This window comes from Microcystis wesenbergii FACHB-1317 (genome assembly GCF_014696875.1).
Classification (GTDB): domain Bacteria; phylum Cyanobacteriota; class Cyanobacteriia; order Cyanobacteriales; family Microcystaceae; genus Microcystis; species Microcystis wesenbergii_A.
Map to the genome: position 1 here is coordinate 1 of NZ_JACJQV010000228.1, position 16,253 is coordinate 16,253.

The following is a 16,253-nucleotide window of genomic DNA, read 5'->3' on the forward strand; positions in this document are numbered from 1 at the left end:
TTTACTGGCGATGCTTTACACTGTCAGAAGAAAACAATCAGCTTAATAGCCAAGACTAAAAATGATTATGTTATCACAGTTAAAGGAAATCAGAAAAATCTTTATCAGCGAATACAAGACCTGAGTAATTCCTCAAAGCCAGAAAGTTGTTTTCTTGAACAAGATAATAGTCATGGTCGAAAAATATCCAGAAAAATAGAAGTTTTTAAAGTGAGGAAAAATGAAAGACAAGGATTTGAAAATCTGCGAAGAGTTATTAAAGTAGAAAGAAGGGGTAGTCGCGGGGATAAAACGTATGAAGAAACAGCTTACTATATCAGTAGCCTAACTGAATCCGCTCAAGTATTTGCTAAAATTATTCGAGGACATTGGAAAATAGAAAATCAGTTACATTGGGTAAAAGATGTAATTTTTGAGGAAGATAAAAGCGAGATAAGTGATTTTCAAGCGGCCAGCAATTGGTCAATTCTCACAACTATAGGATTGAATCTTTTCAGAGGTTTGGGTTTTCTCTCAATAACAGAGGGACAGAGGTGGTTAGCTGAACGTTGGGAAAAACTGATAGTTTTATCGACGTAAGAAGCAGAAAAATTAGCTAAATTAACAGGATGTACTCTCAGAAAATTTCAAGAGAGATAGGCTTTTAGTGGCTTGGGAACAAGCTTTATCAATTTATTCATAATCAATATTGGCAGAGGATTAAAGATTAGTTATTGTCACTAACTCTTTTGATTAGAAAAAGATAAACTTGAGAATTTTCATTCAAATTTATTGACTCAAAATCCGCTGTACTTAATTTAAATGAATCAACCCTAGGGTTGGGGGGGCCACACCCCACACCCCAAGACATCAATCGTCCTCAGACCTTAATCGAACTAGGTTCATCGACGGCGGCGATAATGCGATGACAACCAGAAAAGGGTTGCGCCCATTGATACTGGTGTTCTAAAGGATTACCCCAACAGAGACCGAGATATAATTCCGTGCGCGCCACATCTAATTCCGCCCATTCGGACTGGGCGACTAATTCGGCTAGAGAATCGGCAGAAATGGGACGACGGGAGTTAAGCACCCACCAAAAATTCATATTAGGGGTGATACTGTTCCAAAAATCTAAAACAGAGGCTTTGGCAGCCATGAGAATTTCCTTGTCACCCTCGACGGCAACTAATTGATTATGAATTTCGGGATAACGGAGAGTGCGATCGCCCCATTGACAAACACGCCAGATAATGCCCGAAACCTGATACTGTTGTTGATAATCGTGAACTTGGCGGCGAAAATCCTGATAGGCGAAGACTTTACCCACCTTTTCTAGATTGATCGCCTTGGCAATCACCGGATTATCAATGCGCTCCGCTGGAGAGAGTAACAGACGTTCCCCTTTGCAAGTGGCGTGCATTTCTCGCTCGAGGATTTCAATTAACTGCTGTGTCGAGTAAGCCATACTACCGCTCTTACCGGAGAGAGGATTTCTTTTTATGATAAACTCGAATTTCGCTAGTGGAAACGCTCGATCGCTAGAAAATTGTCATTCATCGGAAATATCGGCAGGATAAACCTTAATACTTATGGGCGAAAAAACCCTGAAAACACCTGTCAGGGAGAGAAGACAGTCTAACTGCTAGGTTTTACATCGGTTACTTTTTTTCTGGTCCAGATAGCGAGAATTGTCAGGAAAAGTAAACCCATCACTCCCGCTAAAGGATTTTTATCGATTCCAGTTAACCAATCGGGAACAGTACCAGTGTATTTAATTAACTGACCCACATTTAATATATAGTATGCCCAGACTAAACCCGCGTGCAGACCGATACTTTTACCCAAACTACCACCACAGGCGCGTTTGGCCCAACCGAGAATTAATCCTAGCAAGACTAAGGCAGGAAATTGGGGAAAAGTGCGGATAATTTCGGCTAAAGGTTTAATAAAGTGAGCAAGAGCGAAAATTAAGGCACTAATCACTAGAGCGATAGCGGGACGATAATCCTTTTCTAATTCTCCCAGTAACCAGCCCCGAAATAGCAATTCTTCGGCAAAACCCACCGCTAAAGCGACTAAAAACCCCTCCAGGATGATTTTGCTGATTTGGGGATTTGCGGGTAAGAAATTTAACCAACCTAGGAACGCTTGGGACAGAAAAAGCGAGAAAGTGAAAAATAGACCGATCGCTAACCCGTTAATTAACTCGATCAGCGTTTTTCTTCGCCAAATCAACCCATAATCGGCTAATCCCTCATCGCCATAAATTGTCCGTCCCCACCAATGGGATAACCCCAAAAACTCCAGATAGAGAACAGAAAGGGTCAAAATTGAGACCAGATTAGCATTAGTGGCAAAAAAGTGATAGAGGGGAAGTGCGATCGGCAACCAGAGAAAAAGTAAGAGCAAAATAAAAATTCCCAGTCGCAGGGGGACTGGGTAAGTGGCAATTACCCGCAATCTTTTATTCATCGGGTTCGATACTGCTGGTTAAACCTTTATTTTTCAAGGTTTCACAGTAAAATTCCGCGTGTTCTTGGATGCAGGTAATCACCAAGGCCGTACCATTAGTGTGCGCTTCCATCATGATATCGACTGCTTGGGGTTGCGTCATACCGGCGATCGTTTGCATTAAACTCTGAACCACATACTCCATCGAGTTAAAGTCGTCATTGTGGAGTAAAACGCGATAACGCGGTGCTGGTTTACGGATTGTCGCTGTGGAACGCTTTTCGATGACTTCTGTGGACACCGTGTCTCTCCTTTGAATCTATATCACAAATAAAGGTCAATTACTAATGATCATAATCAAAATTTCCAGATTGAGCTAGGCTTTTTCAGCGATCCGTGAGGGGTTGGGTGTTGGGGAGTGGGGGACAGCCACAGGAATGACATTTCTAGATGGATAGATCATAATTAAATTGACCCTGTAATTTAACCTTATTTCTCTATGTCTGCTGGCGAATTACAAAATCTCGATAAAAATATTCAACGCTTAAAAGAACAATTAGCGGGAATCCGCGATGCGTGGACAGGTGCGCGTCCAGAAGATAAAGTTCTTTTGCAGCAACGCATAAACGATAAGCGCATAGAAATTAAAGAATTGGAACGAGAAAAATGGGATTTAATCGCCAGCGAGAGTCAAGAAGCATCTTTTCCTGATGCCGAGGTAATGGTAGCAGAAATTGTCACAGAATTGACGGCAATTACCAAAGAACCACCCTCAGAACTTGCTTCTGCACAAATCTTAGAATTATTAAATCAAATTCTGGCTAAACTCAATCAACCAGAGCGATCGGCAGCAGCCAAATTAAAAGCGGCCCTATCTACTATACCCCCTTTTGTTTCCCTGACCTACGAAGCGGAATTAGATACTGAGTCAACTTTTAAGCGTTATTTTCCCACATTTAATCGTGCGATCGCAGGAGTGAAAAATCGTCTAAAAAAGTAAGTATTCCCTCTATCCCTAGTAATGTGGGCAAAAGTACGGTTAATTTTGTCGGGAGGGAAGATGAGTTAACCTTAATTCATCAGAAATTGCAAACAGAACAAGGGGTGATTGTTTGCGCGGTGGAAGGGTTAGGGGGAATAGGAAAAACCGCTTTAGCTTTGGAATATGCGAAACGATACCAACAGGAATACGCGGCACAATATTGGTTATCCTTGCGACTATCGGGTTTAGCAGAAGAAATAGTTAAATTAGCTGGTCCCTATCTATCTTTACCAGAAATATTGAAAAAAGAATCTTTAGAAAAACAAGTGGACTGGTATTGGCAAAATTGGCTACCTCAGCAGGGAAAATTATTATTAATTCTCGATGATGTCCCCAATATCGACAGAATTCCCGATCGAATGTTACCAAAAGATTCTAGGATTAAGATATTAGTCACCACTAGGGAAAGGTGTCTTAGTACGGAATTTGAGTCTATAGCTTTAGATGTTTTACCCTTGGATAAATGTGTAGAATTATTAACCAAAATTGTTGGTACTGCTAAAGTTGAGCAAGAAAAAGCTTTAGTAGAACAGATTTGTCACGAAATTTTAGGACGCTTAACTTTAGCAGTGGAGTTAGTGGGGGAATATTTAGCAAAAAATCGTCATTTAAAGTTTAGCCATTTACGCGATAAATTAAATTTAGCTCATACTGCTTTAACTAAGGAAAGAAACCACAGAGCTTATGGACATTTAGGAGTAGCAGCCGCAATTAAAATCAGTTGGGATGATTTAAGTTCTGCTGGTCAAAAAGTGGCAATGCTGTTGAGTTTATTCGCACCGGTGGCTATTGCTTGGACGTTGCTAGAAGATACGGCAAAATCCACGGAAATTACCGAAAGCGAACTAGAAGAAGCGCGGGGACAATTGGATAATTCTCATCTGATGCAACCCGTGGATGAGGACTATTCTTTTTATCGGATTCATCCCCTCGTGAGAGAATTTTTTCAACAGCAATTACAGGCAATTCCTCAGATAAATTCTCTTTATCGATGCGCTTTTGTGGAAACTTTGTTAACCATTGCCGAAAATATCCCACCAACCCCCACAAGGGAGATTATTGCAGCAGTAACTCCCGCAATTCCCCATCTGCAACTTGTCAGTCAAACCATGTTAGATGATATTCCCAACCCAGAAGATAATTTAATTTTGGTGTTTCTTGGGGTAGCTTTGTTTTATAAGGGACAGGGAGAATATGATTTAGCAGCAGTTACCTTAACAAAATGTTGTGAAGAAATCCAATCTCGCTTAGGAGAAAACCATCCCCATGTTGCTGCCAGTCTCAATAATTTAGCAGGATTATCCCGCTGCCAAGGCAGATACGCAGAAGCGGAACCCTTATATAAGCGCTCCGTTTCTCTGATAGGACAGCTATTAGGAGAAAACCATCCCATTGTTGCTACCAGTGTCAATAATTTAGCACTATTATATCAATGCCAAGGCAGATACATAGAAGCAGAACCCTTGTATAAGCTCTCCCTTTCTCTAAGGAAAAAGGTATTAGGAGAAAACCATCCCGATGTTGCACAAAGTCTCAATAATTTAGTAGTGCTATACGAATACCAAGGCAGATACATAGAAGCGGAACCCTTGTGTAAGAGATGCCTTTCTCTGATAGAACAGCTATTAGGAGAAACCCTTCTCCATGTTGCTACCATTCTCAATAATTTAGCGGAATTATACCGCTCCCAAGGCAGATATGCAGAAGCAGAATCGTTTTATAAGCGCTCCCTTTCTCTGAAAGAACAGCTATTAGGAGAAAACAATCTCTATTTTGCTAACAGTCTCAATAATTTAGCACTATTATACAAATACCAAGGCAGATACGAAGAAGCGGAACCCTTGTATAAGCGCTCCCTTTCTCTGCGGGAACAGCGATTAGGAGAAAACCATCCTAGTGTTGCTACCAGTCTCAATAATTTAGCAGAATTATACAAATACCAAGGCAGATACGCAGAAGCGGAACCGTTGTATGTGAGAGCTATTGCTATTTATCAAGAAAGATTAGGAGAAAATCATCCCCGTACCCAAATAGTAAGGCAAAATTTTATGATTCTGTTGTTGCGATTACCCGATGAATAATTACAGTAAAGATTCCCCGATGAGATAATTAGGGCTGGCTGAAAAAGCCTGAAATGTCGATAGGAAAAAGGTTTCGACTCAATAAAGTCGAGAAAAAAAGCCCAAAAAAAAAGGCAAAATACTAAAAGCCCTGCACTTTTTTTATTCAGTACGGATATATTTTACTTCCACAGCAACTCCATCAGAATCCGAATCATAAGAACTACTCTTTGGCGGAAAACTATCATCTCTACCAGGAAGTCAAAGAAAAGTGGCTCTTCTCGACTTTGTGTGATAATTTTTGCTTATGTAATCGTGAAATGCTTATCGGGCAAGACTTTTAGTGCTATTTTGCCGAAGAAACTATCAGTATAGACCTCGTTTCCACACAGAAACCAGAAGAGCCGAAAAGTTAACTAAGAAACCAAGAACTTCCCGAAAAATAGCGAGAAAGAACTATTTAAAAGTCGCTAAAATCGTCCCTATTCCTTCTCAAAAAGAAAGACGGAAAACCATTGGTCAACAACGGGGATATATTCAAAGAAACTTATACCATTTTTCTTTATTCTTGGCAGGTATCTTACCCCCCCTTGCCCCTAGGGTCGTTTCATTCTCGCAAATGTCATTCAATCAAATCCTTATCTGGCAAGGTTTTCAGTCAATTTCTCAGAACAAATATCTGAAAAATTTTTAAAATGCCTTGCTTTGCTTGCCCCGTAAGCGATTGAAGACAGACAAACAAGGAATCAAACTAGAGAATGAATCAGCCCTACCCTTGCCCCCCCGACGTCGGGGGGGTTGGGGGGGTGGGGTGGGGGGTTGAGGAAAATTAACCATCTCTGCCATTACTTGTGAAAAATGGTATTAGGTTATCAGTTATTTTACTCAAGTAAAACTTATCACTTGGGCGACAAATTATTGGCACTCAATAGCATAATTTTTTGAGCGACTTTTTCAGCAAAACCTAAATATTACTCGTTAATACTGCCCGGGAGTGGGGAGATGGGAGTGGGGAGATGGGAGAGGGAAGATGGGGAGCTTTTTTGCTGTGAACTGAAAACTCACATCTGATCACTGATAACTGATCACTGATAACTGATCACTGATCACTGATCACTGATAAGCTATACTGGGGGAATTGTGCTGATAGCACGGTTGCTGCTGCCGAATCATTAAATAAATTGTCTCCAGTGAAATTGAGGAATTAATTTTGTCTAAACAAGATCTGATCGAAATGGAAGGAACCGTCACCGAATCTTTGCCCAACGCCATGTTTAGGGTGGATTTAGATAACGGTTTCAACGTCTTAGCCCATATATCTGGCAAAATCCGCCGTAATTATATCAAAATCCTCCCCGGCGATCGAGTCAAAGTGGAACTCACCCCCTACGACCTAACCAAAGGCAGAATTACCTATCGCCTGAAAAATCAAAAAAAATAGCGATAAATAGGGGCAGAGACGCCAAAAAGCCTAATAAGCGGCCAAATTTATTTTAAAAAAATAGGTGACACGGGTAAAAGAAATCTGATATAATAATAAGCTTGCAGTGTTGCCAAAATAGTTAGGCATGAAAGTTAGAGCGTCTGTCAAAAAAATGTGCGAAAAGTGCCGCGTCATCCGTCGGCGCGGTCGGGTCATGGTAATTTGTTCTAACCCCAAACACAAGCAGAGACAAGGTTAATCCACCAAAGTCACTGTCTTGGGGCAGAGAATCGTTACCGTTAATTGTAGTCGTTTTTGGAAAAAAAATCGTTCATAGGGAGAAAAAAAAAGCGTGGCAAGGATAGCTGGTGTAGACCTACCTCGCGATAAGCGTGTGGAAATCGCCCTGACCTACCTCTACGGAGTGGGTCTATCGCGTTCCCAAGAAGTCTTATCCGCGACGGGTGTTAACCCTGACACTCGGGTCAAGGATCTCAGCGATGAAGACGTGGCGGCGCTACGGACTTATATCGAAACAAATTATCAAATCGAGGGGGATTTGAGACGCTGGGAGGCGATGAACATCAAACGCCTCGCCGATATCGGCACCTATCGAGGTCGTCGGCATCGGCTAGGATTACCCGTGCGCGGGCAACGGACGCGAACCAATGCGCGGACCCGTCGCGGTCGTCGGGTGACAGTGGCAGGGAAGAAAAAAGCCCCCTCCAAGAAATAATTTTTTATTCATTGCGATATCCCCCAATCAAGAAAAACTATGGCGCGACCAACCAAAAAAACCGGACCGAAAAAACAGAAGAAAAATATTCCTACCGGAGTCGCTCACATTCAATCGACCTTCAACAATACCATTGTCACGATCGCCGATACCAAAGGCGATGTGATCTCTTGGGCATCGGCGGGATCGAGTGGTTTTAAAGGAGCCAAAAAAGGAACCCCCTTCGCCGCCCAAACCGCCGCCGATAACGCCGCCCGCCGAGCGATCGAACAGGGAATGCGTCAACTAGAGGTAATGGTTAGTGGCCCTGGGGCAGGACGGGAAACCGCAATCCGGGCCCTGCAAGGAGCAGGATTAGAAATCACCCTGATCCGGGACGTGACTCCCATCCCCCACAATGGTTGTCGTCCTCCCAAACGCCGGAGAGTGTAAACAGTGAACAGCTTTTTCAGGTGACAGGGATCTTGAGGCCGACAGCCGTTAGCTTTGAGCGCATCAGCAGCAGAATCGGGTCGTCAAAGACCATCTGAGCAAAAAGCTAAAGGCTGAAAGCCAAAGAAAACTGATAACTGATAACTGATAACTGAAAACTGAACAAGGGAGGTCAATCGGTGGCGCAATTTCAAATCGAGTGTGTAGAAGCAAAAACTTACAAGAATCAGAGTCAGTACAGTAAATTCGTACTAGAACCTCTAGAAAGAGGCCAGGGTACGACCGTAGGTAATGCCCTGAGACGGATTCTCATTTCCAATCTGGAAGGGGCGGCCGTGACGGCCCTGCGGATCGCGGGAGTCAATCACGAATTTGCCACCGTCGAGGGAGTACGCGAGGACGTGATGGAACTCATGCTCAACATGAAAGAAATCATCCTGAAAAGCTACACCAATCAAACCCAGATCGGGCGTTTAGTGGCAACTGGACCGGCGACAGTAGTGGCGGCACAATTCGATTTACCCTCAGAAATCGAGATAGTTGATCGCAATCAGTACGTCGCTACCCTGGCCGAAGGGGCCAAGCTAGAGATGGAATTTCGCGTGGAAAAAGGCAAAGGCTACCGGGCGATTGATCGCAGTAAAGAAGAAGCCACTTCGCTGGACTTTCTGCAAATCGACTCGATTTTTATGCCCGTAACCAAAGTCAACTACAGCGTCGAAGATATCCGTTCCGAAAGCGGTCAAGCTAGAGATCGTCTGCTCTTAGAAATTTGGACAAACGGGAGCATTAACCCCAAAGAAGCCCTTTCCCAAGCGGCCGATATGCTGGTTAATCTCTTTAACCCGCTCAAGGATCTCAACGCCCTCGAATCCTCCGGTAACTTTGACGACCAAGAGATCAACCAAGAAAACCAAATTCCGATCGAGGAACTACAATTATCCGTGCGCGCCTACAATTGCCTGAAGCGAGCGCAGATCAACACCGTAGCCGACCTCCTCGATTACAGCCAAGAAGATCTCTTAGAAATCAAAAACTTTGGGCAGAAATCGGCTGAAGAAGTCATTGAAGCCCTACAAAAACGGTTAGGCATCACCCTACCCCAAGAAAAAAGCAAGTAAACCCAATTCCAGGAAAATACCATGAGACATCGGTGTAAAGTGCCTCAATTGGGTCTGCCGGCTGACCAAAGAAAGGCACTGCTGCGCAGCTTGGCCACCCAGCTAATTCGCCACGGTCAGATCACCACCACCCTAGCGAAAGCGAAAGCGGTGCGAGCAGAGGTAGACCACATTATCACCCTAGCTAAAGACGGTTCCCTGAGCGCCCGTCGCCAAGCCATGGGCTACATCTACGACAAACAACTGGTTCACGCCCTCTTTGAAGGCGCCCAGGCCCGTTATGGCAACCGTAACGGCGGTTATACCCGGGTCGTGCGTACTCTGCGCCGTCGCGGGGACAATGCCCCCATGGCGATTATCGAACTGATGTAAGGATGACAGCTTGCCCCCAGTCGCGGATCGCCCTAGTTATCCAGTATGTGGGAACTAATTTCCACGGCTGGCAACGGCAACCCCATCACAGGAGCGTGCAGGAGGAAATCGAGAAGGCTCTGGCCGATATTCTCGGTCATGCCGTCACTCTGCACGGGGCCGGACGTACCGATAGCGGTGTTCACGCCGCCGCCCAAGTTGCCCATTTCCAGCAGCAGAGTCCGATCCCACCTGCCCATTGGGCCAAGGTTCTCAATGCTCGGCTAGATGACGATATCGTCATTCGGGCTTCAGCCCAGGTTCCCGATCGCTGGCACGCTCGTTTTTCTGCCCTCTGGCGACGCTATCGTTACACCCTCTATACCGACCCCATCCCCAATCTCTTTGTTAGTCCCTTTAGTTGGCACTACTACCATCGTCCCCTCGATGCCGATTTGATGGCCAGGGCCCTGGCTCCCCTATTGGGAAAGCACCATCTGGCCGCCTTTCACCGTGCCAACTCTAGTCGTGACCATTCTTGGGTAGAAGTACAGGGGGTGGAATGCTACCGTCAAGGGCCGTTTGTACAGATGGAAATTCAAGCCAATGGCTTTTTGTACGGGATGGTGCGGCTATTGGTGGGAATGTTGGTGGAGGTGGGAACCGGTGAGCGATCGCTAGAAAACTTTACCGACATCTGGGTCAATCAGCGCCGAGAATTGGTCAAATACGCCGCACCAGCTAAAGGACTATGTTTACTGCGGGTGGGTTACGCTGATTTTCCCTTTGCCGATAGCGTCTGGTGCGAGACTCAGCCTCTTTATTATTTCCGAGCATAGAGATTCAAAGTTTATTTTTGTAAACCAAGGCAAACTGACCATGAACAAAACACCGCTACCAAATTTAGAGACTCTAGAGCAGAAATGGTACGTCATTGATGCGGCCGATCAGCGTCTAGGTCGTCTGGCCACCGAAATCGCTATGATTCTACGGGGCAAAAATAAAGCCACCTTCACCCCCCATCTGGATACGGGGGATTTTGTCATTGTTATTAACGCCGAAAAAGTGACGGTAACGGGCAAAAAACGCCAACAGAAAGTTTATCGCCGCGACTCCGGCAGACCGGGTGGTATGAAGGTAGAAAGCTTCGATAAACTGCAAAAACGCATTCCCGAACGGATTATCGAACACGCTGTTAAGGGAATGCTCCCGAAAAATAGCTTAGGTCGGAAATTGTTCACGAAACTGAAAGTTTATGCCGGTGCGGAACACCCCCATCAGGCACAACAACCGGAAGTTTTAGCAATTAATACGATTCCCGCAGGAGGAAATTAAGTCAATGCAAGCCACGGACAGTAAAAATAAGGTAGTTTATTGGGGAACGGGACGACGCAAATCGGCGGTCGCTTCCGTGCGTCTGGTGCCGGGGACGGGGGCAATTACCGTTAACGGTCGCGATGGGGAAACCCATTTTAACCGCATTCCCACCTATATCCAGACGATCAAGGCTCCTCTGGAGACTTTGGGACTGGAAAACGAGTATGATATCATCGTTAAGGCCGAGGGCGGTGGTTTGACCGGCCAAGCGGACGCGGTGAAATTGGGTGTCGCTAGAGCTTTATGTCAATTAGCGCCAGAAAATCGTCCTCCCCTCAAGAGTGAAGGTTATCTGACTCGGGATCCCCGGGCGAAGGAACGGAAAAAATACGGTCTTCACAAAGCGCGCAAAGCGCCTCAATACTCGAAACGTTAGGTTAATAGAGAGGTTTATTATGCCGAAAAAAATTCATCCTACTTGGTATCCGGAAGCCAAGGTGATCTGTAATGGTGAACTGGTGATGACTGTGGGTTCGACAAAACCAGAAATTCATGTGGAGGTTTGGTCGGGTAATCATCCTTTTTATACGGGAACCCAGAAGATGATCGATACCGAGGGCCGGGTCGATCGCTTCTTGCGTAAGTACAAAATGGGCGATAAGTCAAGCAAAAAGGCCGATCAGAAATAATTCTTTACTTTTGCCTTTTTGACCCGGTGGGGAAATTTTCCCACCGGGTTTTTTGGTAGGTAATGATTTGGTAAGCTATACTTTATACTAAATCCGTTGAGTAACGCACAGAAAACGGGTTTCTCCGAGAAACCCGTTTTCTGCTCATGCACTCAGGCAAAAAGGGGAATAAATAATCAGTCTTTAATAACCAGATTTAGTATTAGACGTTCATAATCTGAGATTTATTAAACTTCTGAAATCGTAGAGTGAGCAAGGAATCCAGTCGCAAGGTCTCAGCTGACAACAACCCAATAGCGAGCTACAATATCTGCGATCACTTTCTGGCTTTGCGGATAGCACTCCCTAGCATTAAACCCCCAAGGGTAATATAAACAAGAACGCTGCTGGATTCTGGAGTCGTTCTTTTAGATGCAACACGAATCTGAACAAGAACATCATCGTCATCATCATCTACAGTGAAAGATGCAGCGTCATCAAGATGAGCTAAGAAGATATTAGTATCTAGTAACTCAAATGTATTTCCTCCGAAACCAAGGCTATTATCTAGATCTGAAAAAACTATTTTTGAAGCAATATCTGTGCTTCCAATTGTAGTGAAAAAACTTTGACCATTCCAGTTAGTTAGAACTGCCAGTGGAATTGGTTGATCTGGATTAAAAGACCCCAAAAAAACCTCACTGTTTGTTGATGGATTATTCGGCAATCCTGAAAGAACTGGAACAAAGTTTTCTGAAGTAGTCCCAAGACCAAACTCAGAATTGGCACCAGCACCACCTCCTAAGGATTTAACGTAAATATCAACCTGATCAGGAAATTTAAACTCTGCTGCACTGCTTGGATTAGTAATACCGCCAACGAATAAAGCAATAGCAAAAGTAAATAAGGGATATTTGGGGTTGCAGGGATTGAACATTTTTGTTGCTCCTCAAAAATTAATTCTTTTTTTGTTGTTCGTTATCTTTTGTTCCTTGAGAACAAGGTTCATGCTTTTAAGCTAAACGGCTTTTACTTCGGATCACCGATATAGACTCCAAAAGGGTTATAGCTATTGGATCATGCAGGTTAAGCGCCGTTTAGCTTAGTTTGATCAGTGAGCAAAAATTGCCCAGTCGTCTGGAACAGGCGAATCTTTTGGTTCGCCCGCCCACTCCCAACTAGTTAAATAGGGTCTGCTGAAAAAGTTTTTCCTGGGGGTAGGAGTCGGTCGTCGGTCGTCAGTAGCCGGTCGTTTCAGGCTTTGTTGCCCTGGTTTTTTGTACCAAGCGATGTACTACAAGAAGGATAATGCAAGGTTTTTGAAAGTCCCAAGCCTATTTTCGCAGCATGAACATCGGACTTTAACAGGTCAAAAGCTTTATTTTAAAAGGGTTTTACCATTATTCAGCAAGCCCTAAATAGGGTTTGCTGAATAAATGTGAAATGTAGGCAAGGTAAGGGTTTTGTGGCTTTACGAGCGAAACAGGTGCAAGATTTTGAGAGAATCATGCTTCAAAACCTTGCGTCTTCATCGGCCCGCCTCCTGTAGGGGCGAAGCATTCGGGCAATAACCTATCGGTGAAACCGTAGATTTTCTATCCGAATGCTTCGCCCGTACTTTTTGCCGCAAACCCTAAATAAGCTGAACATCGAAAGAGACAGCAAACCCGGCGGGGCGATTTTCAATGGTTGCGAATTGTTGCCCAAGAAAACTTAACCCACCTGTTAAGCTATTGTAGTTAAATTGGCTAAGGCTACTAGCAGTAAATCCGGACTTACTGATCTGGATGACATCGCCCTCTATCCACTGAAAATCCTTGATTACGTCAACTCCTTCTAGAAGAGAACCGAAATAAAAGACATCGGCACCAGTGCCGCCAGTGAGGATATCATTGCCATAGCCGCCATAGACAAAGTCATTCCCAGCGCCTCCTAATAGAACATCGTTGTCGGCTCCGCCAAAGAGATAATCAGTGTCGTTTCCGCCTGATAACGTGTCAGCACCCGCTTCGCCAATGAGCAAGTCACTACCGTTTCCGCCGAAGACATTGTCATTTCCAGCGCCGCCGAAGATGATATCTACACCATCTCCACCATCAATGTAGTCGTTGCCTATTCCACCGTCGATGTAGTCGTTGCCTCCTTGGCCGTAAATGCTATCATTCCCTTCATTCCCGTAAAGGGTGTCATTACCGAAACTGCCGAACAAGAAGTCATTGTAAATTGTACCGTTGTAAACTGGCATTAGCTGTCAACTCCTGTGAATTAATTAAGTTGATGATTCAAGTCAAACATTCAGATCAAATAACATTCAATAGATACTGAATAACAAATTGGTATCAGCCAACAACTCTAAATAACTCTAAATAGCTCTAAATAACCGTACATAACTTTTAATAACAATTAATAACATTGCTTTCTCTTTCTCATCAAAATATTGACAAATTAGAGGAAATGATGTAATCTTTAAATATCTCCATTAATTTTTTGATTATTTTTGAACTAAAAATGGTTGGCATTCCTGACAGGATAGGGACTAAAGATAAAGACCTATTGCAAAAAGCATTTCTAAACTGGATCTTGCAAAATACTGGTTTGATAAAAAATCAAGATCATAGTTGTTTATTTCAACTTCTATATCATCCAAAAAATCAAGATAAAAAAAGAAGTGAAATTGTCGAAATAATGAAAGATAAGCATAATCTTCATTATACGGAAGCAACTATTAATGAATATGCGAAAAGAATTAGGAGAATAATGGTAGATGTGTTTAAACAAGCGATGATAGACGATGGATTAGAATTAAGTGTCAATTTAATTACTACTAAATATGAGAAGAAAGGAAAACCTCAGAATTCAATTGAACCTCATCAAGTGACTTATCAATGGTTATGGGAGAAAAAATTTCCTCGGATGGGTTGGGAATTAGCAAAAGAAGTTGCTGCACCTGCTTGTAATAAGTTAACGATGCTGGATATTAATGAAAATTTTGAGGGAGAAAAATCCCCTAATGGAGGAGCCTCAAACGGTAGTTCAAAAAGGGGTCTAGTTATGAATGGTACTGTAATTAAGCCAGAGCCAGATAAGGGTAATTATCTTTATCTTAATAAGCCCCATTATTTATGGGTTGATTTACCTGACAATGGTAAATATTTATTGTTAATTAATGAGACGGTAGAAGGAAATTTTTATCTCTTTAGTCCTTCAAGAGCATTTGCCTATGTTCCTTATACTAAGCTGTCAGAAGGACTTCGTTTACCCCCGTCTGAAGGACTAGCTCGATTTTTCCAATATGATGCAGTAGGAGATGAATATTTTCTGGCAATTGTCACAGAACAACCCATTGATTTATCTTGGGTTAATGGGGAATCTGACCCTACAGATATTATTTTAAGTCAAGAGCGTCTTGAGGAGATATTTGTTAAATTGGGTCAACAGGGTAATAGTGAAGTGTTTTATAAGCGGTTTAAGGTGGTAGAACAAACAATTAATTACTCTGAGCAATCGGCAACAATAATCAACAACAAAAACTTAGTTTATTAAAGGAGGATAGTAACATGAATCAAGCCATAATTAACCAGATACAATAGTATAACTAGATCGCATCATGCCAGCGATCGCCCTTGCCCATTGTCAACAGTAATTGCCCATAAAATAGGAAAAAAAATGCAAATTTCCATTCAACTAGACGATGAACACGCTCAAAAACTAGCCTATATCCAACAAACCACCAAAAAAAATACCCTAGAAACCATTCAACAAGCCATTGAACTACGCTATCAACAACTCCAAGAAAAAACACACGATCCCCTAGCTAAATTAAAACAAAGTTCCTTTATCGGTAGCTTTGAAGCAGAGGCTGACTTTGCCGAAAACTCAGAAAACATTTTGCATTCACTCCTATCCGAAAAAAATGATCATTGCTGATACAGGATTCTTTCTCGCTCTTGGCAATCGAAAAGACAAAGATCACTCGTTAGCCATTCAAACTATTTATAGTCAAAATGAAGCCTTAATTACCACCTATCCTGTTATCACCGAAACCTGTTATTTACTCTTAGCCAGAATAGGTAATCAGGCGCAAATCAACTTTTTGCAGGGATTGGTTAACGATAACTTTGAAATATTTCATTTACAAAATCATCATAAGTAGTCGTGCAAAATTAATTTCCTAGTGAAGATAGGCAAAAGGCAAGAGGCAAAAGGCTTCGGCCGTGAGCTCAGGCTTCGACGGTGAGCTCAGGCTTCGACGGTGAGCTCAGCCGAACCGCCGAACCGCCGAACGGCAAGAGGGGGTTAGATATGTGTAATTAATTTTGCTTAGGTACTTATTGAACGAATGATTGAATTAATGGATCGTTACGCTAACTTACCGATGGATATGGCAGACGCTTCTTTGATTGTATTAGCAGAGCATCTAGGACATGGAAGAATATTAACTGTTGATCGTCGAGATTTCAGTATCTATCGTTGGAACAATACGGAGGTTTTTAACAACTTATTGTAGGAGATATTTATTCAGGGTAATCATGGTAATAGTGAGGTGTTTTATAAGCGGTTTAAGGTGGTAGAAAAACCCATTAATCACTCTGATCAATCAGCAACAATAATCAGCAACAAAAACTTAGTTTATTAAAGGAAGATAGTAACATCAATCAATCCATAATTAA

20 protein-coding genes and 2 pseudogenes are annotated in these 16,253 nt (G+C 43.0%); 17 read left to right on the plus strand and 5 right to left on the minus strand.

The annotated features are described in order from the left end of the window. Window positions 1-579: pseudogene (locus H6F92_RS23610) on the plus strand (ISAs1-like element ISMae8 family transposase); the annotation flags it as partial. Between the two features lie 280 nt (window positions 580-859). On the opposite strand, the gene H6F92_RS23615 reads toward H6F92_RS23610, so the two are convergent. The 3 genes from H6F92_RS23615 to clpS form a co-directional block, all read right to left on the minus strand. Next, window positions 860-1,447 (minus strand): hypothetical protein, encoded by a 588-nt coding sequence (locus H6F92_RS23615; protein ID WP_190359726.1) that lies wholly within the window; start codon window positions 1,445-1,447, stop codon window positions 860-862. Between the two features lie 170 nt (window positions 1,448-1,617). Next, window positions 1,618-2,454, minus strand: a complete 837-nt coding sequence (locus H6F92_RS23620) for a CPBP family intramembrane glutamic endopeptidase (protein ID WP_190359727.1) — start codon at window positions 2,452-2,454, stop codon at window positions 1,618-1,620. Beyond that, window positions 2,447-2,734: an ATP-dependent Clp protease adapter ClpS gene (gene clpS / locus H6F92_RS23625; protein ID WP_002738526.1), complete on the minus strand. Its 288-nt coding sequence runs from the start codon at window positions 2,732-2,734 to the stop codon at window positions 2,447-2,449. The genes H6F92_RS23620 and clpS overlap by 8 nt, the downstream gene beginning before the upstream one ends. Window positions 2,735-2,932: 198 nt before the next feature. On the opposite strand from clpS, the gene H6F92_RS23630 reads away from it, so the two are divergent. The 12 genes from H6F92_RS23630 to rpmE all read left to right on the plus strand — a co-directional run bounded on the left by H6F92_RS23630 (window position 2,933) and on the right by rpmE (window position 11,604). Then, the gene (locus H6F92_RS23630) at window positions 2,933-3,433 is read left to right on the plus strand and encodes a hypothetical protein (protein ID WP_190359728.1); all 501 of its coding nucleotides are present in this window, start codon (window positions 2,933-2,935) and stop codon (window positions 3,431-3,433) included. 23 nt (window positions 3,434-3,456) lie between these two features. Further along, window positions 3,457-5,556 (plus strand): tetratricopeptide repeat protein, encoded by a 2,100-nt coding sequence (locus H6F92_RS26880; protein ID WP_190359729.1) that lies wholly within the window; start codon window positions 3,457-3,459, stop codon window positions 5,554-5,556. Window positions 5,557-6,745: 1,189 nt separating this feature from the next. Next, a complete protein-coding gene (infA, locus tag H6F92_RS23640; RefSeq protein WP_002737109.1) occupies window positions 6,746-6,976 on the plus strand; it encodes a translation initiation factor IF-1 in 231 nt (76 codons plus the stop codon). 127 nt (window positions 6,977-7,103) lie between these two features. Beyond that, on the plus strand, window positions 7,104-7,217 hold the full coding sequence (gene rpmJ, locus H6F92_RS23645) for a 50S ribosomal protein L36 (protein ID WP_012593611.1): 114 nt from the start codon (window positions 7,104-7,106) through the stop codon (window positions 7,215-7,217). A gap of 93 nt (window positions 7,218-7,310) precedes the next feature. After that, a complete protein-coding gene (gene rpsM, locus H6F92_RS23650) occupies window positions 7,311-7,694 on the plus strand; it encodes a 30S ribosomal protein S13 (protein WP_002735415.1) in 384 nt (127 codons plus the stop codon). A gap of 39 nt (window positions 7,695-7,733) precedes the next feature. Next, a complete protein-coding gene (rpsK, locus tag H6F92_RS23655; RefSeq protein WP_002735413.1) occupies window positions 7,734-8,126 on the plus strand; it encodes a 30S ribosomal protein S11 in 393 nt (130 codons plus the stop codon). A 179-nt stretch (window positions 8,127-8,305) separates the two neighbouring features. Next, window positions 8,306-9,247, plus strand: a complete 942-nt coding sequence (locus H6F92_RS23660) for a DNA-directed RNA polymerase subunit alpha (RefSeq protein ID WP_002737965.1) — start codon at window positions 8,306-8,308, stop codon at window positions 9,245-9,247. Between the two features lie 21 nt (window positions 9,248-9,268). Then, on the plus strand, window positions 9,269-9,619 hold the full coding sequence (rplQ, locus tag H6F92_RS23665) for a 50S ribosomal protein L17 (protein ID WP_002766099.1): 351 nt from the start codon (window positions 9,269-9,271) through the stop codon (window positions 9,617-9,619). A 2-nt stretch (window positions 9,620-9,621) separates the two neighbouring features. Beyond that, window positions 9,622-10,437, plus strand: a complete 816-nt coding sequence (gene truA, locus H6F92_RS23670; protein WP_002747547.1) for a tRNA pseudouridine(38-40) synthase TruA — start codon at window positions 9,622-9,624, stop codon at window positions 10,435-10,437. Between the two features lie 40 nt (window positions 10,438-10,477). Then, on the plus strand, window positions 10,478-10,933 hold the full coding sequence (gene rplM, locus H6F92_RS23675; RefSeq protein ID WP_002735375.1) for a 50S ribosomal protein L13: 456 nt from the start codon (window positions 10,478-10,480) through the stop codon (window positions 10,931-10,933). Window positions 10,934-10,937: 4 nt separating this feature from the next. Further along, on the plus strand, window positions 10,938-11,351 hold the full coding sequence (gene rpsI, locus H6F92_RS23680) for a 30S ribosomal protein S9 (protein ID WP_002737094.1): 414 nt from the start codon (window positions 10,938-10,940) through the stop codon (window positions 11,349-11,351). Between the two features lie 19 nt (window positions 11,352-11,370). Next, entirely contained in the window at window positions 11,371-11,604 is a 234-nt protein-coding gene (rpmE, locus tag H6F92_RS23685) for a 50S ribosomal protein L31 (protein ID WP_002760058.1), read from the plus strand. Window positions 11,605-11,920: 316 nt separating this feature from the next. Here the strand turns inward: rpmE and H6F92_RS23690 are convergent, their stop codons facing one another. Together H6F92_RS23690 and H6F92_RS23695 are read right to left on the minus strand one after the other, a co-directional pair. Further along, the gene (locus H6F92_RS23690) at window positions 11,921-12,520 is read right to left on the minus strand and encodes a hypothetical protein (RefSeq protein WP_190359730.1); all 600 of its coding nucleotides are present in this window, start codon (window positions 12,518-12,520) and stop codon (window positions 11,921-11,923) included. Window positions 12,521-13,216: 696 nt separating this feature from the next. After that, complete coding sequence (locus H6F92_RS23695) at window positions 13,217-13,828, minus strand: calcium-binding protein (RefSeq protein WP_190359731.1); 612 nt, start codon at window positions 13,826-13,828, stop codon at window positions 13,217-13,219. A 263-nt stretch (window positions 13,829-14,091) separates the two neighbouring features. On the opposite strand from H6F92_RS23695, the gene H6F92_RS23700 reads away from it, so the two are divergent. The 4 genes and pseudogenes from H6F92_RS23700 to H6F92_RS26340 all read left to right on the plus strand — a co-directional run. Next, on the plus strand, window positions 14,092-15,126 hold the full coding sequence (locus H6F92_RS23700; protein ID WP_190359732.1) for a Clr5 domain-containing protein: 1,035 nt from the start codon (window positions 14,092-14,094) through the stop codon (window positions 15,124-15,126). Window positions 15,127-15,249: 123 nt separating this feature from the next. Continuing rightward, window positions 15,250-15,510: a hypothetical protein gene (locus tag H6F92_RS23705; protein ID WP_190359733.1), complete on the plus strand. Its 261-nt coding sequence runs from the start codon at window positions 15,250-15,252 to the stop codon at window positions 15,508-15,510. Then, entirely contained in the window at window positions 15,497-15,736 is a 240-nt protein-coding gene (locus H6F92_RS23710) for a type II toxin-antitoxin system VapC family toxin (RefSeq protein WP_242030249.1), read from the plus strand. Before H6F92_RS23705 ends, H6F92_RS23710 begins: the two co-directional genes overlap by 14 nt. Before the next feature lie 177 nt (window positions 15,737-15,913). Then, a pseudogene (locus H6F92_RS26340) lies at window positions 15,914-16,090 on the plus strand (PIN domain-containing protein); the annotation flags it as partial. Window positions 16,091-16,253: the final 163 nt, after the last annotated feature.